Annotated in this window: 22 protein-coding genes, 6 tRNA genes and 1 other RNA gene; 17 read left to right on the top strand and 12 right to left on the bottom strand. The window is 37.9% G+C overall.

What is annotated here, in order from left to right; all coding sequences use genetic code 11:
• The first annotated feature begins 43 nt into the window (after positions 1-43).
• Positions 44-129 (top strand) — tRNA-Leu (locus tag M2R48_RS05000).
• A 239-nt stretch (positions 130-368) separates the two neighbouring features.
• Positions 369-1,325 (top strand): RDD family protein, encoded by a 957-nt coding sequence (locus M2R48_RS04995; protein ID WP_262085276.1) that lies wholly within the window; start codon positions 369-371, stop codon positions 1,323-1,325.
• A gap of 80 nt (positions 1,326-1,405) precedes the next feature.
• Here the strand turns inward: M2R48_RS04995 and M2R48_RS04990 are convergent.
• The 4 genes from M2R48_RS04990 to coaD form a co-directional block, all read right to left on the bottom strand.
• A tRNA-Met gene (locus M2R48_RS04990) sits at positions 1,406-1,482 on the bottom strand.
• Between the two features lie 64 nt (positions 1,483-1,546).
• Positions 1,547-1,924: RNase P RNA component class A (rnpB, locus tag M2R48_RS04985), an RNA gene on the bottom strand.
• 26 nt (positions 1,925-1,950) lie between these two features.
• Complete coding sequence (locus M2R48_RS04980; RefSeq protein ID WP_262085275.1) at positions 1,951-2,214, bottom strand: YfhL family 4Fe-4S dicluster ferredoxin; 264 nt, start codon at positions 2,212-2,214, stop codon at positions 1,951-1,953.
• Position 2,215: 1 nt separating this feature from the next.
• Positions 2,216-2,707, bottom strand: coding sequence for a pantetheine-phosphate adenylyltransferase (gene coaD, locus M2R48_RS04975; RefSeq protein ID WP_004722475.1), 492 nt, complete (start codon positions 2,705-2,707; stop codon positions 2,216-2,218).
• 159 nt (positions 2,708-2,866) lie between these two features.
• Between coaD and smpB the strand changes: the two genes are divergently transcribed.
• A complete protein-coding gene (gene smpB, locus M2R48_RS04970) occupies positions 2,867-3,343 on the top strand; it encodes an SsrA-binding protein SmpB (protein ID WP_004722477.1) in 477 nt (158 codons plus the stop codon).
• A 56-nt stretch (positions 3,344-3,399) separates the two neighbouring features.
• On the opposite strand, the gene M2R48_RS04965 is transcribed toward smpB, so the two are convergent.
• The 4 genes from M2R48_RS04965 to pgeF form a co-directional block, all read right to left on the bottom strand.
• Entirely contained in the window at positions 3,400-4,722 is a 1,323-nt protein-coding gene (locus M2R48_RS04965) for a hypothetical protein (protein ID WP_262085273.1), read from the bottom strand.
• Positions 4,723-5,075: 353 nt separating this feature from the next.
• The gene (locus tag M2R48_RS04960) at positions 5,076-6,389 is read right to left on the bottom strand and encodes a hypothetical protein (protein WP_209826677.1); all 1,314 of its coding nucleotides are present in this window, start codon (positions 6,387-6,389) and stop codon (positions 5,076-5,078) included.
• A gap of 183 nt (positions 6,390-6,572) precedes the next feature.
• Positions 6,573-7,127 carry a flavodoxin family protein gene (locus M2R48_RS04955; RefSeq protein WP_262085272.1) on the bottom strand — a complete coding sequence of 185 codons (555 nt, stop codon included), beginning with the start codon at positions 7,125-7,127 and terminating at the stop codon, positions 6,573-6,575.
• Between the two features lie 126 nt (positions 7,128-7,253).
• Complete coding sequence (gene pgeF / locus M2R48_RS04950) at positions 7,254-7,997, bottom strand: peptidoglycan editing factor PgeF (protein ID WP_262085271.1); 744 nt, start codon at positions 7,995-7,997, stop codon at positions 7,254-7,256.
• Positions 7,998-8,208: 211 nt separating this feature from the next.
• On the opposite strand from pgeF, the gene M2R48_RS04945 reads away from it, so the two are divergent.
• Positions 8,209-8,952, top strand: a complete 744-nt coding sequence (locus tag M2R48_RS04945) for a DUF4882 domain-containing protein (RefSeq protein WP_262085270.1) — start codon at positions 8,209-8,211, stop codon at positions 8,950-8,952.
• 49 nt (positions 8,953-9,001) lie between these two features.
• On the opposite strand, the gene rluD is transcribed toward M2R48_RS04945, so the two are convergent.
• A complete protein-coding gene (gene rluD / locus M2R48_RS04940) occupies positions 9,002-10,054 on the bottom strand; it encodes a 23S rRNA pseudouridine(1911/1915/1917) synthase RluD (protein ID WP_262085269.1) in 1,053 nt (350 codons plus the stop codon).
• Positions 10,055-10,125: 71 nt separating this feature from the next.
• On the opposite strand from rluD, the gene M2R48_RS04935 reads away from it, so the two are divergent.
• Both M2R48_RS04935 and M2R48_RS04930 read left to right on the top strand, forming a co-directional pair.
• The gene (locus M2R48_RS04935; RefSeq protein ID WP_004819623.1) at positions 10,126-11,148 is read left to right on the top strand and encodes an outer membrane protein assembly factor BamD; all 1,023 of its coding nucleotides are present in this window, start codon (positions 10,126-10,128) and stop codon (positions 11,146-11,148) included.
• A 118-nt stretch (positions 11,149-11,266) separates the two neighbouring features.
• Entirely contained in the window at positions 11,267-13,174 is a 1,908-nt protein-coding gene (locus M2R48_RS04930) for a DNA primase (protein ID WP_262085268.1), read from the top strand.
• Between the two features lie 533 nt (positions 13,175-13,707).
• Here the strand turns inward: M2R48_RS04930 and hemA are convergent.
• A complete protein-coding gene (gene hemA / locus M2R48_RS04925; RefSeq protein ID WP_004819618.1) occupies positions 13,708-14,994 on the bottom strand; it encodes a glutamyl-tRNA reductase in 1,287 nt (428 codons plus the stop codon).
• Between the two features lie 107 nt (positions 14,995-15,101).
• Here hemA and M2R48_RS04920 point away from each other — a divergent pair, with 107 nt between their 5' ends.
• From M2R48_RS04920 to panD, 11 genes are all read left to right on the top strand, one after another.
• Complete coding sequence (locus tag M2R48_RS04920; protein WP_004819617.1) at positions 15,102-16,784, top strand: tetratricopeptide repeat protein; 1,683 nt, start codon at positions 15,102-15,104, stop codon at positions 16,782-16,784.
• 8 nt (positions 16,785-16,792) lie between these two features.
• Positions 16,793-17,401 carry a lipoprotein insertase outer membrane protein LolB gene (lolB, locus tag M2R48_RS04915; RefSeq protein ID WP_262085267.1) on the top strand — a complete coding sequence of 203 codons (609 nt, stop codon included), beginning with the start codon at positions 16,793-16,795 and terminating at the stop codon, positions 17,399-17,401.
• Between the two features lie 25 nt (positions 17,402-17,426).
• Positions 17,427-18,260, top strand: coding sequence for a 4-(cytidine 5'-diphospho)-2-C-methyl-D-erythritol kinase (gene ispE / locus M2R48_RS04910; protein ID WP_262085266.1), 834 nt, complete (start codon positions 17,427-17,429; stop codon positions 18,258-18,260).
• Positions 18,261-18,264: 4 nt separating this feature from the next.
• Positions 18,265-18,339 (top strand) — tRNA-Gln (locus M2R48_RS04905).
• 30 nt (positions 18,340-18,369) lie between these two features.
• Positions 18,370-18,444, top strand: a tRNA-Gln gene (locus M2R48_RS04900).
• 19 nt (positions 18,445-18,463) lie between these two features.
• Positions 18,464-18,538 (top strand) — tRNA-Gln (locus M2R48_RS04895).
• A gap of 91 nt (positions 18,539-18,629) precedes the next feature.
• Positions 18,630-18,704 (top strand) — tRNA-Gln (locus M2R48_RS04890).
• 35 nt (positions 18,705-18,739) lie between these two features.
• Positions 18,740-19,693 (top strand): ribose-phosphate pyrophosphokinase, encoded by a 954-nt coding sequence (locus tag M2R48_RS04885; protein WP_004722497.1) that lies wholly within the window; start codon positions 18,740-18,742, stop codon positions 19,691-19,693.
• A 97-nt stretch (positions 19,694-19,790) separates the two neighbouring features.
• Positions 19,791-20,087 carry a 50S ribosomal protein L25 gene (rplY, locus tag M2R48_RS04880; RefSeq protein ID WP_004722499.1) on the top strand — a complete coding sequence of 99 codons (297 nt, stop codon included), beginning with the start codon at positions 19,791-19,793 and terminating at the stop codon, positions 20,085-20,087.
• A 20-nt stretch (positions 20,088-20,107) separates the two neighbouring features.
• Positions 20,108-20,686, top strand: a complete 579-nt coding sequence (gene pth, locus M2R48_RS04875; RefSeq protein ID WP_004722502.1) for an aminoacyl-tRNA hydrolase — start codon at positions 20,108-20,110, stop codon at positions 20,684-20,686.
• 153 nt (positions 20,687-20,839) lie between these two features.
• On the top strand, positions 20,840-21,220 hold the full coding sequence (gene panD, locus M2R48_RS04870; protein WP_004722504.1) for an aspartate 1-decarboxylase: 381 nt from the start codon (positions 20,840-20,842) through the stop codon (positions 21,218-21,220).
• Positions 21,221-21,268: 48 nt separating this feature from the next.
• Here panD and M2R48_RS04865 read toward each other — a convergent pair whose 3' ends face one another.
• Entirely contained in the window at positions 21,269-21,892 is a 624-nt protein-coding gene (locus M2R48_RS04865; protein WP_262085265.1) for a GDYXXLXY domain-containing protein, read from the bottom strand.
• Entirely contained in the window at positions 21,889-23,718 is a 1,830-nt protein-coding gene (locus M2R48_RS04860) for a DUF2157 domain-containing protein (RefSeq protein ID WP_262085263.1), read from the bottom strand. Before M2R48_RS04860 ends, M2R48_RS04865 begins: the two co-directional genes overlap by 4 nt.
• Positions 23,719-23,732: the final 14 nt, after the last annotated feature.

Below are 23,732 nucleotides of genomic sequence, written 5' to 3'. Positions count from 1 at the left end.
TACGCTTGCCAAGAGAAAAACTGTCCTTTATTATTGCGCACATGCCCGAGTGGTGAAATCGGTAGACACAGGGGATTTAAAATCCCCCGCCCACAAAGCGTGCCAGTTCGAGTCTGGCCTCGGGCACCATTTTAAGTCTTATTAAAATGGTGCAATAAAGAACCCAGCGATAAGCTGGTTTTTTATGCCTAAAATTTATAAATCATCTATAAATCGCCAATTTATAAATAACTCAAAGTTCAATACATCTTGCTAAAAAGCGTGATAGCTCAACTATATTTTTCTGGTTATTTTTCATTAAAAAAATTATAATATATTGGATTTACATTAATTATTAATATTTTCATAAACTTAATTAAACCAAAACCATGTCTGAAATTACTATTGAAACTCAAAAAGCCGCCCCTATATTTCCTCGAATATTTGCATTTATCATCGACTGTATTACCGTCGGCGTAGCCTGTTTAGTGATGGGCAAAATACTCTACCCATATTTTGAAAATTCTCCTTTTATTTTCCAATGTATCGGTACGCTCCTCTGTCTATTTTATTTTGCTGCTTTTAACAGCCAGATAGGTAATGGTAAAACCATTGGGAAAATCCTGGGTAAAATTAGGGTAAAAGACTTAAATGGTGCTTCAATTCCATTTATACATTCTCTGGTTAGATCAAGTATTTTTATCATTCCATTTTGCTTTGCTGGTTATTTACAAACATATTCAACTCAGCATCTTTCACTCAGTCTGCTTGTGGCATTTTTTCAAAGTATCGTCTTTGCCTGTTTCTACTTGGCTATTTTTAATGGAAATAGCCAACAATCTCTGCACGATCTGCTCAGTGAAACTCAAATCCTCAGAAACGCTCAATCCAATATTCCACACCAATCTGTATGGCGTATTCATTACTACATCATTGCGCTATTAACGATTGTGATTTTTTCTGTCAATTTATGGGGGTATTTCCAAAGCAAAGCAATGTCAGCCAATGATTTTCGTTTGATTTCCGATGACATTAAAAATGCTCAAGTTGAAAGTCGCCATACGTATATCGGAGAAGCGGAATCCACAAATCAGGTTTTAATTTTAAATGTGAATCATCCAGATTATCTGGATGACCTTGATCGTGCCGAAACATTGCTAGAAAAGATTAATCAACAACACGCTGAGATGTTAACGCAATACCACATCACTCAGGTGCAATTTAACTTTTCTTATCAATTTGGCTTGGCTAAATTATCAAAAACAACGCTTTATGATTATAAAAAGACGCCTAAAAGTAGCTTAAGTTATATTGGGGAGAGTACAGCGCTGAACCTTGGTTTTTAAACAAGACCAAGTCTCGCTGTTAAAGTTTAAATCCTGTAGATAAAAAAAGACCACGTTTTTGGAAACGTGGTCTATAAAAATGGTGGCTATGACGGGACTTGAACCTGTGACCCCCGCATTATGAGTGCGGTGCTCTAACCAACTGAGCTACATAGCCTAAAACTGTGCGCGCATTATCTGCTGTAAACAATGTTACGTCAAGCACTAATTAAAATAAAATTCATCGAAGTGAGCCGATAAGCCGGGTTCTGTCTAGAACGATCATTCCTCTAGGCGCATGATCACTCATACGCTCAAGCGACCTACCCGGATCCAGCATGGGCCATGCCTATAGGATCCCTATTTGGTCTTGCTTCCGGTGGGGTTTACCATGCCATGAACTGTTACCAGCCATGCGGTGCGCTCTTACCGCACCCTTTCACCCTTACCTTCCATTTCTCCGAAAAGAAACGTTATTGAAGGCGGTCTACTCTCTGCTGCACTTTCCGTCGGTTCACACCGCCCAGGCGTTACCTGGCACCTTGCCCTATGAAGCCCGGACTTTCCTCCCCTGCTTCAATCACGGAGATCTCCACAGCAGCGATCGTCTGGCTCACTTCGGGGCGTATCCTAACAAATTTCTCGGCTAATTGCTTGCGCTTTTTTGAGCAATTAGTTTTTTATACTTTTCCATCAAGTCGTCTTGGCTCTCTACATGGTTCGGATCGAGCGGAATACAGTCGACTGGACAGAAAAGCGCACACTGTGGCTGATCAAAATGCCCGACGCATTCTGTACATAGGTTAGGACGGATTTCATAAATCTCCTCCCCCATAAAAATGGCATCATTTGGACATACAGGCTCGCATACATCACAATTGATACATTCATCAGTGATAATTAAAGACACGCTACCAACCTTGTTGATGTTTACGATGGAAGGCTTCGACAACGCATTGAGGAACAAACTTTGCCACATCGCCTTTCAATCGTGCTATTTCTCGAACCATCGTCGAAGAAATAAATGAAAATTGCTCTGATGGTGTTAAAAATACTGTTTCAAAATCATGATCAAGCTGACGATTCATATTCGCAAGCTGAAATTCATATTCAAAATCTGAAACAGCTCTTAAGCCACGTAACACTGCTGTAGCATGTTGTTCACGTGCAAAATTGACCAATAACCCATCAAAACCGACAAACTCTACATTGGGTAAATGTTTGAGTGATATCTTTGCTAACTCTACACGCTCTTCCAAACTAAAGACTGGATTTTTATGATGCCCAATTGCAATTGCGACCACAACTTCATCAAACATTCGTGAAGCACGTGCGACTAAATCAACATGACCATTGGTAATTGGATCAAAAGTTCCTGGATAGATGACACGAGTTTTAGACATCCATTTGTACTCTAGTTTGTTATGTAGGGCTATAGTTTAACAAAAACTTAAATATTAGCGAATAACCTCTTTTGATTTAGCTTTGGCTTTAATTGTGAAATGACTTCACCTGAAGCCAAGTTTGAGGCAAAATAAGGCTATTCTTGGAATATTTGTATTATGTCGAAAAACATTGTCGTTAAAAAAAATAATAGTGGGACGATTGCACAAAATAAACGTGCACGCCACGATTATTTTATTGAAGAAAAATTTGAAGCTGGGCTTTCTTTACAAGGTTGGGAAGTCAAGTCATTACGTGCTGGGCGGATGACCATTACTGAAAGCTATATCACCTTTAAAAATAATGAAGCATTTCTCTTCGGTGCTCAAATTCAACCTTTACTTTCAGCATCTACTCACGTAGTCCCTGAAGCGACACGTACCCGTAAACTGTTGCTCTCGCGCCGTGAACTTGAAAAGCTACTGGGTGCTGTCAATCAAAAAGGTTATACCTGCGTACCTTTAGCCTGTTACTGGAAAGGCCATTTGGCTAAACTCGAGATTGCTTTGGTAAAAGGTAAGCAGTTACATGACAAACGTGCCACTGAAAAAGATCGCGACTGGCAACGTGATAAATCACGAATCATGCATAAATAATCTGTTTGATATACGAAAAACCTCCGAAATGGAGGCTTTTTCTTTTAGACATCTTTTTAACAGAATTTTAACGAACCATAGCAGTTGGGAGCAAAGTCTTGGGTTGCTAATGGTAGATCCTTAATTGGGAAATACAGGGGGTTTGCCGATGATAAATTTACTTCACCAATATTCAGCCCAGCAATTAAACAAGATGCTAATGGGCAATTCGGTGGCTTGTTCGTCAAATAATTACTAATATTTGGTACAACTTGTTTAAGAATATCATTGGTTACATCAATCTGATTTTTAGGTGTAATTTTCCCAATATCAATTTCATCTTCTATGGCTAACCACCATCCCCGATTCGCAGCATATTCAGCTCCAGGCCAGTGAACCTTGGTTGATTGTAGGGACAAAGAAAATGGATTGTTTAAAGGGAGTTTATGAATATATCCAAGATCTTCTTCAATATCCAAATTAGCCCTTAAGCCTGATATATAGCCGTTTGCATTGATACTCAAAGGAATCCACGAAATTATTGGCAGATTCACTCTTGCATTAATATTTCCACCAAAGTTTAAATTATCGATAAGCGCGGTTCCTGTTAGTTTTGCAGAAGTTAAACGCGTTCCAGTTAAAGTTGTACCATTGATCAATAAATTTGCTTTGGTTGATTGCAACTGAAGATTATAGTCATTTGTATTAAAACTTGGTTGGACAAGTGCACCTAAAAGCTGAATTCGGCCATTAATTCCCATTCCAGTATCATTAGAAGTCATTGATCTTGCTGCTGTAACGCCAGTTCCAGTTGTTGACTTAATTTTTATTGCACCACTTAAACTATTTATTCCATTGGGTGTATCAGAATTCTCTATCCCTGTTGTTAACAAACCCAAAACTTTTTCAGCACTTAAACGTAGGCCAACAACCTCTCTTGTCGATGCAGAATTGGGATCCTTTATCGCAAACTCTACAAATGGGTTGGTTAATTTTGCACTTGAACCCACACGCCCTTCACGCGTATTAGCCAAACCAGAAAGACTCAAATTATCAATATCAATGTCGCAACCACCCGCCCCGTTTACCCCACCACAACCGAGCTGTAACTTTTTAATGTTAGCATTCAATTCAAGTTCGGCCTCTAGTCCTAGTTTATAAAAACCAACGCCTTGCCCCTGCATCTTATTGACTGAGTCATTTGGGGCAATATAACCCAAGCTCATCAGTGCCTGACCATGAACATCAGAAAGCTCAGAGTCATTCAATTGAGTTAAACTCTCCAAGTAAAGAGAATTTGCAAAACAATGCATTGAAGAAAACAATCCAGCATAAATTACGACATTTTTTACGACTTTAATGATTTTCTTATCAATCATTCTATTATAGTTGATATCCATATCAGCTTATCTCATTTTATTATGCATAAAAAATATACTAAAATATACTAAAATATAAATAAAGCAAATAAAAAAGTGAATTAAATATCTCAAAACTCTAACAATTATGCAAACCAAGATTACTTTCTTAATGATTCTAAAGACTTTTTATTGATATTTACTTATGTAACTAATTTTAACAATTATATATTTATACTTAATAATATAACAATAATCCGTCCAAAGCAGATCAGAAGTCACCAATGCATAATACGTTTTCAACAAGTGGATTATTGACTCTTGCGATATAACGCATATCAAGCTATACCCAATAAAAAAACCTCCATCTGGAGGCTTTCTTTAGTCTCAAAGATTTAACAGAATTTTAAATTGCCATAACAGTTAGGCGCAAAATCTTGAGTCGCCAATTTCAAATCATTAATCGGGAAATATAGTGGATTTGAACCTGATAAATTAATTTGCCCAATTGCCACCTCACTCGCAATACAAGATAAGCCAATTAAACCTGGACATTTCACAGTATTCTCAGATTTAGCAAGATATTCATTTAAACTTGGTACAACTTGTTTTAAAACATCATTGGTTACATCAATCGTATTTGATGGCGTGACTTTACCAATATCAATTTCATCTTCAATCGCTAACCACCACCCTCTTTGAGCAGCAATTTCAGCATTTGGCCACCACACAGACTGTTGTTGTAATGATAAAGAAAATGGATTATTCAATTGTAGCTTATGAATATATCCCAAGCTTTGATTAATATCTAAATTTGCAGTTAAACCCGATATGCTACCACTCGCATTCAATGTTAAAAATGATAAATCTATACCTGCAAGAATTGGTTTGATTGAACCTCTAAAAAATAGTTCATCAATTTTAGCTGTTCCAGTCAAAAGAGCACTCGTCATACGATTGCCGTATAAAGTTTTCCCATTAACAGCCAATGTAGCGCCAGTCGATTGCAATCCTAGATTATAGTCATTTGTCTGAAAACTTGCTGTCGGAAGAATACCTAATTTAATGTTCCCTTTAATCGACATATTTGTATCAGCATATTGTAAATTCCGTGCAGTCGTATTTGCACTGCCTGTTGTTGCTTTAATTTTTAAAGCACCACTCAGGCTATTAATACCATTTGGCAAATCTGAGTTTTCAGTACCTGCTGTTAACAAACCTAATGCTTTTTCAGCACTTAATCGTAGGCCAACTACTTCTCGTGTTGACGCAGAATTGGGATTTTTTATCGCAAACTCTATAAATGGATTGGTCAATTTTGCACTTGAACCTACACGTCCTTCTCGGGTATCTGCTATACCTGAAAGACTCAAATTATCAATATCAATGTCACAACCGCCCGCCCCATTTACCCCACCACAACCGAGCTGCAATTTTTTAATATTGGCATTTAATTCAAGATCAGCTTCGAGTCCAAGTTTATAAAAACCGATACCTTGCCCTTGCATTTTATTAACGGAATCATTAGGTGCAATATAGCTTAAACTCATCAGAGCTTGACCACTAACTTTAGAAAGCTCTGCGTCATTTAATTCAGTTAATCCTTCAGATTGAAAAGAGTTTGCAAAACAATAAACTGGAGAAAACAACAGACCATAAGTTAAAAACATCCTTATGATTTTAATTGTTTTTCTATCTTTAATATCCATATCATCTTCTCAGATTTTTTCTTATTGGTAAAAATTATATGAAAACGACAATAAAAAAAAGGCAAAACACAGTTTAGCCTTCAATTAACAAAACATTTCACTCAATAATTCAACTTTTACAATGATTCTAAAGGCTTTTTATTTATGATGTTTTTTGTTTTTTTATGTAATTACATCGAACAACTACGGCGTAATTTTATTTATGAGTAACGCAATATACTCTCCAAACCATATTGCGGTTTGCAAGTCACCAGAAGGCGGTGTAATTTCAACAGGTGCATTATCTGATTGTGTCATTAACCCTAAATAACCCGCCATACGGTTTAAATCTGTGGGTTTAACACCTGTAGGCATTAAAGGGAGTCCAGACCATAACATACCATGCTGCATTGCAAAGATATTAATCTGTTGCAGTACAGATAGCTTATCGCCACTTAAACCACCTGAATTGGTAAATGCAGCAGCTAGTTTGCCCTGCCAATCACGATTTTTCCAACGTTTAGATGTAGAGTCCATAAACATTTTAAATGGACCTGTAACACTTCCCATATAGGTCGGTGAGCCAAAAATTATGGCATTCGCTTGATCTAAAATATCCCAATCAATATGCTCAATATCCATTTGATGAACAGTTACACCGATCTTCTCTGCACCTTGTGCAATATAATTCGCAACTTTTGCAGTATGACCAAATGGACTGTGGTAAACGATCGCGATAGATTTAGCAGATAAAGACATATCAATTGAAAACAAACAAATTTGGTCAAGTTTAACATCAATTCATTTTTAAACAATTCTTGTAATCTTCAGAAAACCTATGACATAACGCTTAAAACAACGATAAATCTATTTAAAAATAAAGATTTAATTTCGAATAAATACAAAAGTAGCCATACGCCCTGTTTTTGCATGGCGACGATAAGAATAGAAATCCTGATCTTGACGATAAGAACACTGATCTCCTCCTGTAACCACATTCACCCCATGTTGTTTAAGAATATAACGCGCAATCGCATACAAATCCGCATAGTGCTTACCTGCTTGCTCACCCTCTATAAATGCAGTGTCTAGTTCAGCATATTTAGAACAAAAAGCAGCTTTGACTTCTGCACCAATTTCAAAACAAGGCTGGCTGATTGCTGCACCCAACCAAGCCCAAGTAGGTGGAGACTTCATATTGGCAATGGTATTTTCAATTATTCCCCCTGCTAAACCGCGCCAACCTGCATGTAGATTGGCAACCTCTGTGCCTGCGGCATTGCCTAATACAACGGGTAAACAATCAGCGGTCATCATCATCAAAGCATGCCCCTGAGTCTGTGTGACCAAACCATCCCCCTCCAATGCGCTAAAAGTCATTTCTTCATTGATGGTATGGCATATTGTGCTGTGGGTTTGCGTCATCCATGTGATTTTACTAACACCTAATTCTGCGAATTCATCCAATAAAATCATACGGTGTTGTTGTACCCGTTGAGGATCGTCATTTACATGCAATGCCAAATTAAAACCTTCAAGCTCAGGCTGTACAGATGGCAAAGTCTTTGGGTGAAATATATGTGTCTGACCTGCATATACACCTTGAGGTAATCCTTGAACAAATTGCATATGACTCATTTTCCTATTCAAATCATTTTCACGACTCAATAACTATAACAAATTTACTCAATCCAAAACCAATCTTCTCGTCCATTTTATTGATTAACAAAACTAAACATTTCAACTTAATATAGTGTTGTTTTTTTAATCAAATTCAATAGTATTAATTAAAACTTAAAAATAAGGATAAACCATAAAAAAATTAAAGCTTGCTGTTTTATTGAGTCTGAGTGTTATCAGCACGCAAGGATTTGCACTCTGTCGTTATGATTTAGAAGGATTTTTGCCTGAACCTGCTAATCCAGCAGCACAAAAATTTCCTACTGTATCAGGTCAAAAAGTTGCTTATAAAATACTGAATGCACCCAACCAAATCACATATTCAGCAACCCATAGTAATTTCAGCTCCAGCAATAATATTGCGACAGGAACACTCCCGATTGCAAATACGGGGATTGTTGGATTGGAATTTAATATTGATACGATTTCAAATGAATTAACAGGAACTAATAATATCGGCAAAGGGATGAATTTATTAATGTTTGATCAAAACAATCAAACCATGGGTGTTATCGCCATTATGTATGGAAATAATTCAGCAATACAGAATTATAAGAAACCGTTATTGATTTGGGTGATGCAAAAGAATCCTATCACAAATCAAAATGATATTACCTATGCTTATCTACAACCTTACGATGCTTCAGCTACACAAAATGTAGGGGTGTATATCAATCAAAATGCCAATCAAATTGGATTTATTTTAAATAAACAAAATTTAGGTTATGTGGCTACGATTAATTCAAAAATTAAGTCATTAACTTTTCAACCTCAAGCACTATTCAGTGGTTTTGAAGCCAACTCTCCATACCTAAATAAAACCATGTCATTAGAATTGGTCACGGATAAATCAAAATTTACCAATACTTTTCCTACAGGTACAAAAGATGCTTGTGCTAACTAAATCAATGGATAAAACTGCTCTCATTGAGCAGTTTTATCATGTAAATCAATTAATAGGCTTTGTTTTCAGAGCGTAAAACTTCAACCAACTCAACAAAATCGTCTGACCAAGGCGCCTCAAACATCATTTCTTCTTGTGTACGTGGGTGAACTAGGCCCAATTTAGAGGCATGTAAAGCTTGGCGTTTAAAGTTACGCAATGCACCACTCAACTTTTCAGAAGCACCTGCTGGAACTTTAACTCGGCTAACATAGACTGGATCACCCACTAATGGATAACCAATATAGGTGAAATGAATCCGGATTTGATGAGTACGCCCTGTTTCAAGTTGCGCTTGTACACGGGTGAAATGTTGAAAACGTTCTTTAACATTGTAATGCGTCACAGCATCACGACCACCGGGTAAAATAGCCATTTTTACACGATCAACAGGATGACGTTTAATCGGCTCATCAATCGTTCCACCTGCAATAATATGACCATAACAAATCAAGTCATATACACGGTAAACTGTTTTTTTAGCCAATTGTTTACTTAAAGAAAATTGCGCTTCTAAATTTTTAGCAACAACCAATAAACCGCTGGTATCTTTATCAATACGATGTACTAAACCTGCACGGGTTAATTCGGCAGATTTTGGGTAATGATAAAGTAAGGCGTTCACCAAAGTACCATTTGGATTACCCGCACCAGGATGAACAACCATGCCAACAGGTTTATTGATGACCATAATATCGTCATCTTCATAAACAATGTTTAAAGGGATATTTTCAGGTTGTGCAGAGGTTTGTGCTTCCAATTCAACATCTAAACATAGAAGTTCATTGCCTTCGCATTTATACTTAGGCTTGACAATGTTACCATTTACCAACAAATGACCTTCTTTCATCCACTGCTTGAGTTTTTCACGAGAAAACTCGTTCCAAACCAGTGCTGCGACTTGGTCAATACGTTGCCCTAAATAGCTTTCATCCAGTTGAAATTGCAACGATAAACGTGTTGCAGTTGGCGCAGAATTATGATTATCTGCATCCTCAGAATCTTCAAGTAAATTGAAATCATTTTCTGGGAAATTAGAATTAGAAGAGTGTGCTGAAGTCATTTGCTCATTCGGACAAAAGTGGTTTAATAGCGCAATTGTAGCCTATTGCCCGTATAAACAGAGGAATTTTTATGTCGCTACCACGTTATAAAGTCACAATGCTTGCTTTAACTGTAGGCTTAGCAACTGCATTTGTCGGCTGTAGCAGCAATCCGAAGAAGGATGTTGTTGATACAGGCCCGAAATCAAATGAGCAGACTTATTACAATAATGCGATAAAATCATTAGACCGTGGGCAATATGGCGATGCTGCAAAAGCGTTAGAAGCAATGGATACTTATTTCCCGACTGGGCAATATGCACAACAAGCTCAGCTTGAATTGCTTTACACAAAATTTAAGCAAAAAGATTATGAAGGCACAATTGCACTGGCAGATCGTTTTATTCGTTTAAATCCTCAACATCCGAATTTAGATTATGCCTACTATGTCCGTGGCGTAGCCAATATGGAGCAAAATTATGACAGTTTGCTTCGCTATACCTCATTAAAACAAGCACATCGTGATGTAGGTTATTTAAAAATTGCCTATCAAAATTTTGTCGACTTAATTCGTCGCTATCCTTCAAGCCAATATTCAGTTGATGCTGCACAACGGATGAAATACATCGGGCAAGAATTGGCTGAAAGTGAAATGAATACTGCACGTTTCAATATTAAACGTAAAGCGTATTTGGCTGCGATTGAACGTTCACAATGGGTCATTGAACATTATCCTCAAACACCTCAAGTTCCTGAAGCCTTAGCAACAATGGCATATGGTTATGACAAGTTGGGCGATAAAGAAACCTCACAACAGTACATTGGCGTGCTTAAGCAAAACTATCCGAACCTTGTTAAATCCAATGGCGAAGTGAATATCCGCGCAGCACGCAAAGAAGCGAGCTGGTGGAACCGTGCAACATTAGGTATTTTAGGTCGCGGTGATAAAGCAGAAGTATCGCAAGAAGCGAGTTCTGAAACGTCTGATCAAGCAGAACAAAAATCAAGCCTGTTAAATAAAGTGAGTTTTGGCTTACTTGATCGTCCAAATCGTGAAGTGTCTAAAGAGCCAGCACGTGCAGATGAAAGTTTGTATGATGGACAACGTAAATAAATATTGATTGCGACAAATCAAGACGGGTTTTTACCCGTCTTTTTTATTCATAGATATTTTTAGACTCAAAACTACGTTAAACTTTAAATTGGTTTAAACGATACATGACATTAAATTTATGGCTATTCCTCAGCACACGATAGATCAAATTTTGGATCGCACAGATATTGTCGATCTGATTGGTCAACGTGTGAAATTGAAAAAAACTGGTCGCACCTATTCAGGCTGTTGCCCTTTTCATCAGGAAAAGTCACCCTCTTTTCATGTCTACCGTGATAAACAGTATTATCACTGCTTTGGCTGTCAGGCAAATGGCAATGCCATTCGCTTCTTAATGGATATTGATAATCGAAATTTTGTCGATGTCATGAAAGAACTCTCCAGCCATGCAGGTGTCGAACTTCCCAAAGACAATCATGACAATAAAAAACTGTCGTATAAACGTGAAGTATCCAAACCTAAACCAGCAGTGAAAGCTGTAGAAGACAAAGTAGTCGATTCTAAACCCGTTGAGCAAAAAACAGATTCTGTTCAGCCCCTTGAAATTGATCCTTTTGAAGCCTTTAGCCAATATCCAGATCCTGAGCATTTCGATCCAACCCAGTTTGACTCAGTAGGTTTTGATCAGCTCCCTCAAGATGGCAACCTTTATGATCTGTTAGAAAATATTGCGCAGTTTTATGAACGCCAATTACCAAACAGTAAAGTGGCGCAGAATTATTTTAAACATCGTGGTTTAAGCGCCGAAACAATCCAATATTGGCGCTTAGGCTATGCGCCAGAAGATTGGCAACATTTAGAAAAAGCTTTCCCACAAGATATTGAAGGTTTAAAATTACTGGGTTTGATTCGTACCAGTGATAGTGGTCGTGACTTCGATTTGTTGCGTGATCGGGTGATTTTCCCGATTCGAGACAACAAAGGTCGTGTCGTCGGTTTCGGTGGTCGTGCATTGAATGACGAAATCAAACCGAAATATATTAACTCACCTGATTCTGAAGTCTTCCATAAAAACCAACTGCTTTACGGCTTGTATGAAGGTCGGAAAGACCGTGCGCAAAATTGGCTCATGGTTGAAGGCTATATGGATGTGATCGCCTTACAACAAAACGGGATTTCTGGTGCAACAGCAACATTAGGTACGGCAAGTAATGCAGATCATTTAACTATTTTATTTAAGCAGAACAATCAAATCACGATTGCGTTTGATGGTGATGCCGCTGGACAAAAAGCAGCACGCCGAACCTTAGAAATTGCTCTGCCTTTATTGAATGATGGTCGTGAACTTAAATTCTTTGTTCTACCCAAAGAACATGACCCAGATTCGTTGATTCGTAAAGAAGGTTTTGAAACGTTTCAACGGATATGGCAACAATCCCCTTTATTATCGGATTTTGTCTTTGCTTTATTGAGTCAAAACTATGATGTTGCTACACCTGAAGGTAAAAGTCAGGTGATGGCTGAACTCAATCAACTGACTGAATTATTACCTAAACAAGGTTCTTACCGCTATTTATTAAGACAGTTTTTTAAAGAAAAGTTAGGTTTTAATCGAAAATGGCAACCTCAAGTCAGCTTAGATGCCTCGTTGTCATTTAATATTCGCACCAAAGATGAAGACTTTGCTGTGGCGATTTTGATGCAACATCCGTTTTTATATATTCACTTTGAAGTATTACGTGCATTGATTCATCCAGATGAATTATTGGCGCAAATCTTAGCGGTATTTGATCGTGTCTTTGACGATCTACCAGATGATCAGGAACTTGCAACCTATTATATTTTAGGTGCATGTGGTGCTTATCATTTGGAACTCTCTGAAATCATACAACGCACCAATATTCAGGCTTTGGCTGAGGCGCCTGAAATGGCAGATAAATTGGCTTCAGATTACTCTTTGGCCTTGCAAGAGAAATATTTAAAATTAAAGCTTAAAGCACCAACCTCATTGAGTGAATCACGTAATTTACGAAAACAACTCAATGAACTGACTAAACAAATTAGTTTAAAGTTGGTACATCATTAATTTTCCATAAACGCTTCATTGAGCTTATCGATTATTTTGTAATACAAAAAATTCATATGGCTATTGGCCTCTTCCATTGAGGAATCATAAGGCTTATATAGGTTTATAAATATACGTTTTTTAAAGTTTTCATCACTAAAAAACGCGTTGGTGGGGTAATTAGAATCTGAGTGTGCATTTATACTCTCGACCATAAGTGCATCAAATATCCGCCCTGAATAATCTAGATAAAAGCAATATAGTTTAGGTTTTTTGGGATTCTTATAGCATCGATCAACTGAATCAATTACCCCCATAATTCCACCCTGCGTAGAGAGGCTATGTAGATCCTTGATGGCTTGGTTCAATAATACATCACTGTCTTTTACAGGCTTTGCAAAGCATTCTACTGACAAACACAATAATATGAATATATAAAGTTTTAAGCATTTTAATTGCCTTCATTTCATTATTCTAATTTAATCGCACTAGTATATACACCAATAATAGCTAGTGAAGCAAAAACATTAAATCACATTCGTTTTAAAAAATAATCACTTCGCTTTTGGTTTTCTTTCTTGTTCAAAAATATCCTGAATATTTTCTTTCATCCATTCAAAATGTGAAGGATCTTCATCCTGTGCTGCTTGGCGTAGCAAAATTGAAGATGGGTGCAATAATTTTTGCGTCAAACGATGTGCAAAATCCTCAAGTACATGTTGCGTATCCTCACCTGCCTGAATACGCTCTAAGGCATGCGACAACTCCATCTGGCGTTGTTCCTCACCGTGCTCACGAAACTGTTGAATCGTCCCACCAGCATCTTTTACTTTTTGCTGTGTCACCAACTGAGTTACCAGTTGATTGACCATAACCTCTGCTTCAACCGCAGCTTGACGTCGTTGTGCTAAATTTTCATCAATTACACTTTGTAGATCATCCACACCGTATAAATACACACCATCCAAACTTTCAACTTTTGGATCTATATCACGAGGTACAGCTAAATCGACCATAAGCATTTGTTGATAACGACGTTTTTTTAAAGCGAATTTCACATCTGCATAAGCAATGACTTGATGCAAACTGCCTGTACAACTGGAAATTACATCTGCACGATAAAGCTGAGTGGTGAGTTCATCAAATGGAATAATCTCCACTTCAACACGATGCGCTATTTCTTGTGCTAATTTCTCTGCCCGTTCACGGCTTCGATTACAAATCAGGATTTTTGCAACGCCCATTTCAGCCAAGTGTTTTGCCACCAAGCTGTTCATTTCACCTGCAGCAACCACCATGACGGTAAGCTGTTCAGGCTTACTAAACACTTGCAATGCGAGTTGAGCAACAGCATATCCCATCGAGACAGCATGACTGCCGACTGCCGTTTCAGAACGTACACGTTTGGCTGCATAAAAAGCATATTCAAATATTTGATTCAGATTTTGCGAGACAATTTCAGCATCTTTTGCGATTGATAGTGCTGTTTTAACTTGACCAAGAATTTGCGGTTCACCCAGCATCAACGAGTCTAAACCACTGGCAACCCGCATTAAGTGCGAAACTGCATCGGTATTTTCATAACGATATACATGATTTGACAATTGCTTTACATCAATACCATTGGTTTGGGCGAGCCAATTTAATACCATATCGGCATTTTCAGCCATGGCATAGACTTCAGTGCGGTTACATGTTGACACCACCACCATATCATTCAAATTCTGGCGAAGGCTTTCTACGGCAAATAAATCTTTTAATCGTTCTGGATTAAAAGCGATTTGCTCACGTAGCTCAACAGAAGCAGTTTGATGGTTGACACCCAATGCAAAGAAAGACATATCAGATCATCATTTCGCTAAATTTGTGCTATTGTGCAATAACGGTGTCATAAAAAGCATACTTGGATTCGGAAAAATTGCGTCAAATAAACAACCGCTTAAGCGGCATGACAATTAAGCAATATTCTACCACATTCTTACTGGTTGGTAGCATGGCTTCTAGTGCTCATATTAGAGCATCTGGAGAATTTTATCATGCTAAATATAATACTAATGCATTAAAACAAAGTATTATTGCTGAATTTTCATTGGCTTATAATGATACTGCAACTGCTTTACACAATTATACTGTGCTCGCAATTCGTAGTAATTCAACCACCATTAAGCAACGTGCCTTGAATGTTGCAATTGAACAAAACGATTTAAAAGCAGCTTTAGACATTGCCACCCATTGGGTTGTACAAGAACCTGAGGACGTTCCTGCAAAATTTTATTTGGCGCATATCGCGCTCAAATCACATGAATATGAGCTTGCAGCAGAGACTCTGGACAGTATTCTCAATATTGACCCCAACGCTGATTTAGAAAAGATTTTAGAAGGAATTGCACCAGAATCAGAAGTAGATCGTCAAAATCTGCTCAATACGCTCAGAGCAAGTAAAGAAAAAAACAATCCTTCTGTTTTAATTCTAATAGCTGGTTTGGAAGCGCAAAACGATGAAATCGAGCAAGCCTTAAAAACCGTCAATAAAGCGTTAAAAAAACGTTCAAAAGTGACTGGCTTTATTCTGATGAAAGCCAACTTATTAGAGGCTTTGGGTGACCAAGAAGCGACTTTAAATTGGTATGATCGAAGCAGCCGTAAAAACAAGTACAACTATGATATCCGTCTGGCAGAAGTCAAATATCTGATCAAGATTCATCAATCTGAATTGGCCTTAAGCAAATTAGAATCGATTATTCAAGCTTGGCCAGATGCTGAAGAAGCCCTATTTATTGCAGGTTTAACTGCGATTGATTTAAAAAAGCTGGATCAAGCTGAACAATATTTAGTGGAGTTACGCTACTCGTCACGTTATCAAAACGAAGCATATTTTTATTTGGCAGTAAATGCTGAACGAAAGCAAAATGATGAAACGGCAAAAGCCTATTATCGGCTGGTTGATGGAAACTTATATACGGTTTCACGCCGTAATCTGGTCTCGATTTTTGAAAGACAAGACAAGATGAATGATGCTTTGCGGTTTTTAACCCAAGAACGTGTCAATTATCCACAACATGCAAGTTTCTTATATCAGGCTCAAGCCGAGATTTTAAAACGCATGGGCAATAAAAAAGCAGCGCTGAGATTACTCACTGAAGCAGTGAAGAACTTGCCTGATGATCCTGAAATTCTCTATTCAGAAATTCTGCTTCTTGATCCATTTGAAGATCGTGATTTACTTGATAAAGCATTGAAACAACTCTTAACTTTAGAGCCAAATAATCCTGCTTATTTAAATGCTTATGCCTATACGCTTGCACTACAAAATAGACGTTTAGATGAAGCGCGAAAGTATGCTGAACATGCCTTAGATTCTGCACCAGATCAGGCCTCGATTTTAGATACACTGGGATATATCACATTCTTGCAAAATGATTTTGATGCCGCCTCGAACATTTTATCGAAAGCTTATAATTTGAGTCATAGTGTAAACATCGGTATTCGATATGCAAAATCGTTGTATATGCAAGGTGCCTTAGCTCAATTTAATGAAGTGTTACAACAACTCAAACAAAATCACCCAAATGATCCTCAATTAAATCAATTAGATTCATTAATATTACCGCAACATATTAAAAAGAGTTAATGACTTGTATGCGTCACATTCCACAGATCTTTTGTACCCTAACTGCTGTAACCGCTTTTACCCTCACAGGTTGTCAACAAGTCGTAAAACCAGCACAAACCACACCAACGCTTACAGCACCCACTGATGCCACAGCACCCCCACAAAAACCGTCAAATCAATTTAATCTTGAAGGGAAAATTGGGGTAAAAACACCAAAACAGTCTGGCAGTGCGTTCTACACATGGACACAAGACCAACAAGATTTTAATATCCAGTTGAATGGGATCTTAGGTATTGGCAAAACCATTATTGAAGGAAAATCTGGGGAAGTTACTCTAAACAGCGCTAAAACAGGTTCAATTTCGGCTGAAACACCAGAAGAACTGCTTGAAAAAGCCACAGGCTGGACTGCACCTATTACCCATATTGTCGATTGGGTTCAAGCTTACCCTGCCACTGAAAATGCACAAATCACCCGAGATAATACTCAACGTATTGCTCAAATCATTGAAGATGGCTGGACTGTAGATTTTAGTTATAACAATCAAGCGAGCTTGCCCAATAAGCTGATTTTAAAACAAGAACTTGAATCTGGTCAGGAAAACCGTATTACAATGGTGATTCAAAATCGCTAAATCTATACCTTAGACAATGAAATCTATGATTCGTGTTCCCTCTCCAGCAAAATTAAATTTGTTTTTGCATATCACAGGTCGTCGTGAAAATGGCTATCACGAGTTGCAAAGTATTTTTCAGCTGATTGATTTGTATGACTGGTTAGAATTCACCCAAACAGAACATTCTCAAGCAGAAATCAGTCTTGAAGGTTTGAGTAACGTCGATTTGGAACATAATCTGATCTATAAAGCGATTCAAATTTTAAAACCTTATGCTACACAGCCGACTGGTTTAAAAATTCGTATCGAAAAGAATATTCCCATGGGTGCAGGTCTAGGTGGTGGTTCTTCCAATGCTGCCACCACATTGATTGTAGTCAATCAACTTTGGCAGTGCGGTTTAAATACTGAACAACTGGCTGAGCTTGGGGTTAAATTGGGTGCAGATGTTCCAATCTTTGTTCATGGTCGTAATGCTTGGGCAGAAGGTATAGGTGAACACTTAACATTCATAGACTTAGATCAAAAACAATACATTGTGTTAAAACCTGATTGTTTTATCAGCACTCAACGACTTTTTTCGCAAAAAACATTGACAAGAGATACGAAGCCTACTAAATTTTGCGCCTATCAGCTAAAGCCATCCAATTTTAGAAATGATTTTGAGCCACTGGCAAGAAATTTATATCCTGAAGTTGATGAAGCAATGCAGTATTTAGATCAGTTCGGTACAGCAAAGCTTACAGGTACAGGTGCTTGTGTTTTTGTTGAAGTCACTGAACAAATGAAGATTGATGATGTTTTAAATCATTCACCCTGCAAAGCCTATTTGGTCAACAGTTTGAATGAATCACCACTCACTCATTTTACAGTGTAATGATAGGGGCGTCGCCAAGTGGTAAGGCACCGGGTTTTGATCTCGGCATCCGTTGGTTCGAATCCAGCCGCCCCTGCCATCATTTTTCATCTGTAGATCGTTGTATTTTAGGGGCGTCGCCAAGTGGTAAGGCACCGGGTTTTGATCTCGGCATCCGTTGGTTCGAATCCAGCCGCCCCTGCCATTAAATACAACATCAAATTAGGGGCGTCGCCAAGTGGTAAGGCACCGGGTTTTGATCTCGGCATCCGTTGGTTCGAATCCAGCCGCCCCTGCCATTTTCTCAAAAAAGACAGAACGTAGTAATTTGTATTTAATGTTGATTTACCTTGACAGAGACATGCAAAAACACTAAAATTCTGCCGCATTAGGGGCGTCGCCAAGTGGTAAGGCACCGGGTTTTGATCTCGGCATCCGTTGGTTCGAATCCAGCCGCCCCTGCCATCTAATTCAAATCTGCCAACCGCCAAGGGTGCTTCATGCCCAATCTTGTCGTTTTTAGTGGAACTGCGCATCCACAATTCGCCCAAAAAGTCGTTAGCCATTTGCACATCCCTCTGGGAGCTGCTGCTGTAGGTAAATTTTCTGATGGTGAAATCACTGTCGAAATTACTGAAAATGTGCGTGGTAAAGACGTGTTTATCGTACAGCCCACTTGTGCCCCTACGAATGATAACCTTATGGAAATCTTAGTAATGGCAGATGCTTTGCGTCGTGCAAGTGCTGGTCGTATTACTGCTGTAATTCCATACTTCGGTTATGCACGCCAAGACCGTCGTCCTCGTTCAACTCGTGTTCCAATTACTGCAAAAGTTGTAGCAGACATGCTCACCACTGTGGGGATTGACCGTGTTGTAATGATCGACTTGCATGCTGACCAAATCCAAGGTTTCTTTGATATTCCTGTAGATAACATCTACGGTACACCTGCTTTGCTTGCTGACTTACGTCAACAACAACATCATAACTTGATGGTGGTTTCACCTGACGTTGGTGGTGTTGTTCGTGCACGTGCTGTTGCAAAACAAATGGGTGATATCGACCTTGCAATCATTGATAAACGTCGTCAAAAAGCCAATGAATCACAAGTGATGCATTTGATTGGTGATGTACGTGATCGTGACTGTGTGATTGTTGATGACATGGTTGATACAGCTGGTACTTTGTGTAAAGCTGCCGACGCACTAAAAACTTTTGGTGCTCGTAAAGTGGTTGCTTATGCAACGCACCCTGTACTATCAGGTAAAGCACTCGAAAATTTAAGCAAATCTGTAATTGATGAATTGGTTGTTACTGACACAATTCCACTTTCAGATGAAGCATTAAAACTTGGTAAGATTCGCCAAGTTTCAGTAGCAAGTATGGTTGCTGAAACAATTCGTCGTATTAACAACGAAGAATCTATTAGCGCAATGTTCGATTCTTATCTATAATAGCGCCAAATTTTCAAAGCCCTACTCTTTGGTAGGGCTTTATATCACTGGGCTGGTCGAAAGTTCAGTCAATTACACTCAATGAGGAAATGTCATCATGGCAAACTTCGTATTAAATGCAGTAGCACGTGAAGAAGCAGTTCAAGGGAAAGGTTCGAGCCGCCGCCTTCGTCTTCAAAATAAAGTTCCAGCAATCATCTATGGTGGTTCTGCTGAACCTGTAGCGGTTACTTTAGAACTTCGCGAGCTTGTTAAAGCTTTAGAAAACAACTCTTTCTTTGAAGAAGTTATCGATCTTAACATCGAAGGTAAAGTTGAAAGCGTTAAAATTCAAGCTTTACAACGTCACCCAGCTAAAAACACACCAATGCACGCTGACTTTAAACGCGCATAAGTGTTAAATGGTGTAAATGAGTGAGTAAACTTTCACTGATTATTGGTTTGGGTAATCCAGGTTCTGAATATGCCCAAACCCGCCATAATGCAGGCTTTTGGTTCGTCGAACGCCTTGCAGAACAATATGGTATTACATTAAAAACTGATTCAAAGTATAAAGGAATCAGTGGTCGCGGTAATATTGAAGGACAAGATGTTCGTCTACTATTGCCCACAACATTTATGAACCTTTCTGGTCAAAGTGTTGTTCCCTTTGCAAAATTCTACCAAATTAAACCAGAAGAAATTCTCATCGCTCATGATGAACTGGATATGAATCCGGGCGTCATTCGTTTAAAAACTGGCGGTGGACATGGTGGTCACAATGGTCTACGTGACATTGTTCCTCATATTGGTTCTAATTTTCATCGCTTACGTATTGGTATTGGTCATCCCGGCGCTAAAGAAAAAGTTTCAGGACATGTACTTGGTAAAGCACCAAGCAGTGAACAGACTTTAATGGATGATGCAATACACCATGCTTTAGGCAAAACAAAATTATTGGTTAATGGTGAGATTCAGCAAGCAATGAATCAAATCAATGCTTATAAAGCATAATTTAAACCTAAATTTTATGTTCTTTGTTCAACAATTTTTCTTGCCATGATTCATTTTTAAGAGCAAAATGCGCTTTCAAATGCATCCCCCTATTGAAAATTGTTGATTCAACACAAGATAACAATTGTAAGGGCTACTCTGGAGACGCAAATCATGCTATCTCGTTTATTAAAAGCAAAAATCCATCGTTGTGTTGTTACACAAGCAGAATTACATTATGAAGGTTCTTGTGCAATCGACGGTATTCTTTTGGATTTAGCTGGTATCCGTGAATATGAAGAAATTCATATGTGGAACGTGACTAATGGTAAGCGCTTTACAACCTATGCGATTCGTGGCGAAGAAGGTTCAGGCATCATTTCAGTCAATGGTGGCGCTGCACTTCAAGCTGATGTTGGTGATTTAATGATTATTGCCACATTTGGTGATTTTACCAATGCTGAAGCTGATGCGCATAAACCACGTCTTGTATATGCAAATCCAGACAATACAGTAAATCACACAGCAAACTGTATCCCTGTTCAAGTTGCATAATTGCACGCAGATGATTCAAGACCCGCAATGTTGCGGGTTTTTTTATGCTTACTCTACATATGACGATTTATCTACAGAACGAAATCCATCACGCCAACGTTGTTTATTCTCACACTCCAGATCTTGTAAATGCTCTCCTCGTAAAGATGCAAGAATCGCATTGCCCTGCTGATCCACCTTAAACTCAGCATATTTTGCTTGCTGATAACATTCAGCTAAACCTTCTGCAAATAAAAAGCTATTGGATGCAGGATAAAGTGATCTATGCCGATTATCAGGGTTTTTCAAAATCAATTTTACAGTTTGCGCATCTTTAGGTTTTTCAAAATAAGTATGTGCCACCTTTTTCTGTTGATCCAATTCAACATAAGCCGTAACCGAAGGCTTATTTTCAATCACTTGATCAAAATAATGCCCCGAAAAAATATGATTTTCATCACTATCACTTGGATCTACATTGTTCTGATCGCCCCGATTTTGCTTTTGCGGTGCAAAGTAAAGTTGATAACTCAGCACCATATAATCACCTTGTATTAATGAACGTGGATCAACAGGTTGTAAGTCGACATATATACTCTGACTATTCTTCAGATGCTGTTCATTCTTAAAAATGATGCCTAGAAAAAGAACAATACAGCTTAAAGCAAGACAAAGAGGAATGAATTTTTTCATGTATTTATCCCCTCTTTTGATTGGAATTTATGCAGCACCCAAGTCAGTACTAACAAAATTAATCCTGAGCTAAAAATATTTAGACTTTTAACAAGGAAGCTGACATTCAACGCGTAGTAAATAAAGCATAAGGTTAACGCCAAAGTCACTAAAGCAAAACCATAGACAATCTTATCGTGCTGTGACAATGCCCATGAAAGTATGGTGATACAAATAAAAATTTCAAAATAGCCATAAAATATCAGTACTGCAGCAAAAGCCAATAAAATCAATTGAGCAATCAAGCTAAATTGATTGCGAATCCTCAACACCATAAACAAAGCCAACCACAAAATAGGTAGCCCCAAGCTGAGAATAGGAAGGTATCTAATTTTCTCTAATTCATATTGTCCAAATAGTGTATAAAAACCCAAAGATGAAAGGATAATCAATAAATTAGCCAATGCTAAACTGCGTTGATATTGACTGGGTTGAATACGATGCACCCAAATCATTACGAGATAAAACCCATAACTTAGCAAGAGCAGAAATGAAAAGCTTTCAACAAAACGATGTAATCCAAGCAGAACGTTTAAATCCCAAATCAACGCAATACCTGATAAATATAAGGCAAATAGTTGGATAAAAATAAAGAACCAATGGCTGCGAATAAAATAACTGAGACACAGCATGGCAAATTGAATAAAGAAAATTGGAAAGAATTGGTCAGTTAATTCAAACGTGTGGAAAATCACAGCATTTTGCCCTGCGACCCATATACAATAAGCAAACTGCCTTAAAAATAAAGCTTGTTTGCTTCTTAAAATAAAGGCAGCCAATACCACAAAAATGGCCCCCATGATCAAGGAAAAATTGCCCCAAAATGTCAGCATCAATGATGCCAATAAAACACCTGCAATCCATGCACCCACTGCAATAGGAATATTGTTAAATTTGTTTTGTGGGATAAACTTAATCAATAAAAAAGTAATCAATGCAAACCAAGCGAAAACCACTAGTGCAATTGAAAATAATCCGAGCACTTCGGATTCACGAAACAGACTATTCATCCATTTGAAAATCACCAGCGTAAACGTAATCCCTAAACCTACTGCTGAAAGCACACTACATAACTGATCTCTTTTTCGATAAAAATAAGTTAATGCGACAGAAAGTAGAAAAAATGATGATATTAAATAAGCGATCTTAAGGTCTATCCATGTAAAAACCATGGCTGTGGCGAATGCTAAATTACTGTCGCCATATAAAAATAGCACCATATGCCAAATTGAAAGAATGCCAAACCATAAAACAAAGAGATAACGCAGCTTTTGATAACAACGAAGACAAAAATAAAACTGAAATAATGAAAGGAGATTTAAGCTAAATAAAAATGTGACAGGATATTCATCAGCCCAAAATGTTTGTTTAAAAAACAAAAATAAAGTGAGTTGGCTGACAATACAGAGCAATGTAAAAACACCAATATTCGGACGATACAACCACGGCAGTAATAAAATAGACCAGATTAAAAATAGTAAATAACTATCTGCTCCTGTTTGATAAATTTGACCAATGACAGCCAAACTTAAACCAATCATCAAGCCACTTATTGTATGCAAACACTGGACTAAATAATCATGCTGAACTAAAAAAATACTGGCTACAGCACTGAGTAACAAAAAAAGTTGTGGAATTGCCAATTGAAAAAACTGAGGCAACATAAACCAATTTGCAGCGGTCAGATATAAAATACTAACTGCAATTAGAGCAAATCCTAAAACCTGTAAGTGTTTAACAAAGTCATCATTACGCCATGAATAGACATCTTGCTGAATCGTGATCAAGCTGAGTCTCCTTA

Source organism: Acinetobacter sp. I-MWF (assembly GCF_025433935.1).
GTDB lineage: Bacteria > Pseudomonadota > Gammaproteobacteria > Pseudomonadales > Moraxellaceae > Acinetobacter > Acinetobacter guillouiae.
Note: the sequence above shows the minus strand (reverse complement) of the source record. Positions and strands in the feature narration are given on the sequence as shown.

Excerpts from the sequence above, each read along its gene's own strand:
- smpB (WP_004722477.1), top strand. The coding sequence starts at position 2,867 with ATGTCGAAAAACATTGTCGTTAAAAAAAATAATAGTGGGACGATTGCA.
- M2R48_RS04885 (WP_004722497.1), top strand. The coding sequence starts at position 18,740 with ATGCCCAATCTTGTCGTTTTTAGTGGAACTGCGCATCCACAATTCGCC.
- rluD (WP_262085269.1), bottom strand. The coding sequence starts at position 10,054 with ATGACTTCAGCACACTCTTCTAATTCTAATTTCCCAGAAAATGATTTC.
- M2R48_RS04865 (WP_262085265.1), bottom strand. The coding sequence starts at position 21,892 with ATGAAAAAATTCATTCCTCTTTGTCTTGCTTTAAGCTGTATTGTTCTT.
- M2R48_RS04920 (WP_004819617.1), top strand. The coding sequence starts at position 15,102 with ATGACAATTAAGCAATATTCTACCACATTCTTACTGGTTGGTAGCATG.
- M2R48_RS04955 (WP_262085272.1), bottom strand. The coding sequence starts at position 7,127 with ATGTCTTTATCTGCTAAATCTATCGCGATCGTTTACCACAGTCCATTT.
- M2R48_RS04995 (WP_262085276.1), top strand. The coding sequence starts at position 369 with ATGTCTGAAATTACTATTGAAACTCAAAAAGCCGCCCCTATATTTCCT.
- hemA (WP_004819618.1), bottom strand. The coding sequence starts at position 14,994 with ATGTCTTTCTTTGCATTGGGTGTCAACCATCAAACTGCTTCTGTTGAG.
- pgeF (WP_262085271.1), bottom strand. The coding sequence starts at position 7,997 with ATGCAATTTGTTCAAGGATTACCTCAAGGTGTATATGCAGGTCAGACA.
- panD (WP_004722504.1), top strand. The coding sequence starts at position 20,840 with ATGCTATCTCGTTTATTAAAAGCAAAAATCCATCGTTGTGTTGTTACA.
- ispE (WP_262085266.1), top strand. The coding sequence starts at position 17,427 with ATGATTCGTGTTCCCTCTCCAGCAAAATTAAATTTGTTTTTGCATATC.
- M2R48_RS04930 (WP_262085268.1), top strand. The coding sequence starts at position 11,267 with ATGGCTATTCCTCAGCACACGATAGATCAAATTTTGGATCGCACAGAT.
- M2R48_RS04960 (WP_209826677.1), bottom strand. The coding sequence starts at position 6,389 with ATGGATATTAAAGATAGAAAAACAATTAAAATCATAAGGATGTTTTTA.
- coaD (WP_004722475.1), bottom strand. The coding sequence starts at position 2,707 with ATGTCTAAAACTCGTGTCATCTATCCAGGAACTTTTGATCCAATTACC.
- M2R48_RS04965 (WP_262085273.1), bottom strand. The coding sequence starts at position 4,722 with ATGGATATCAACTATAATAGAATGATTGATAAGAAAATCATTAAAGTC.
- lolB (WP_262085267.1), top strand. The coding sequence starts at position 16,793 with ATGCGTCACATTCCACAGATCTTTTGTACCCTAACTGCTGTAACCGCT.
- M2R48_RS04935 (WP_004819623.1), top strand. The coding sequence starts at position 10,126 with ATGTCGCTACCACGTTATAAAGTCACAATGCTTGCTTTAACTGTAGGC.
- rplY (WP_004722499.1), top strand. The coding sequence starts at position 19,791 with ATGGCAAACTTCGTATTAAATGCAGTAGCACGTGAAGAAGCAGTTCAA.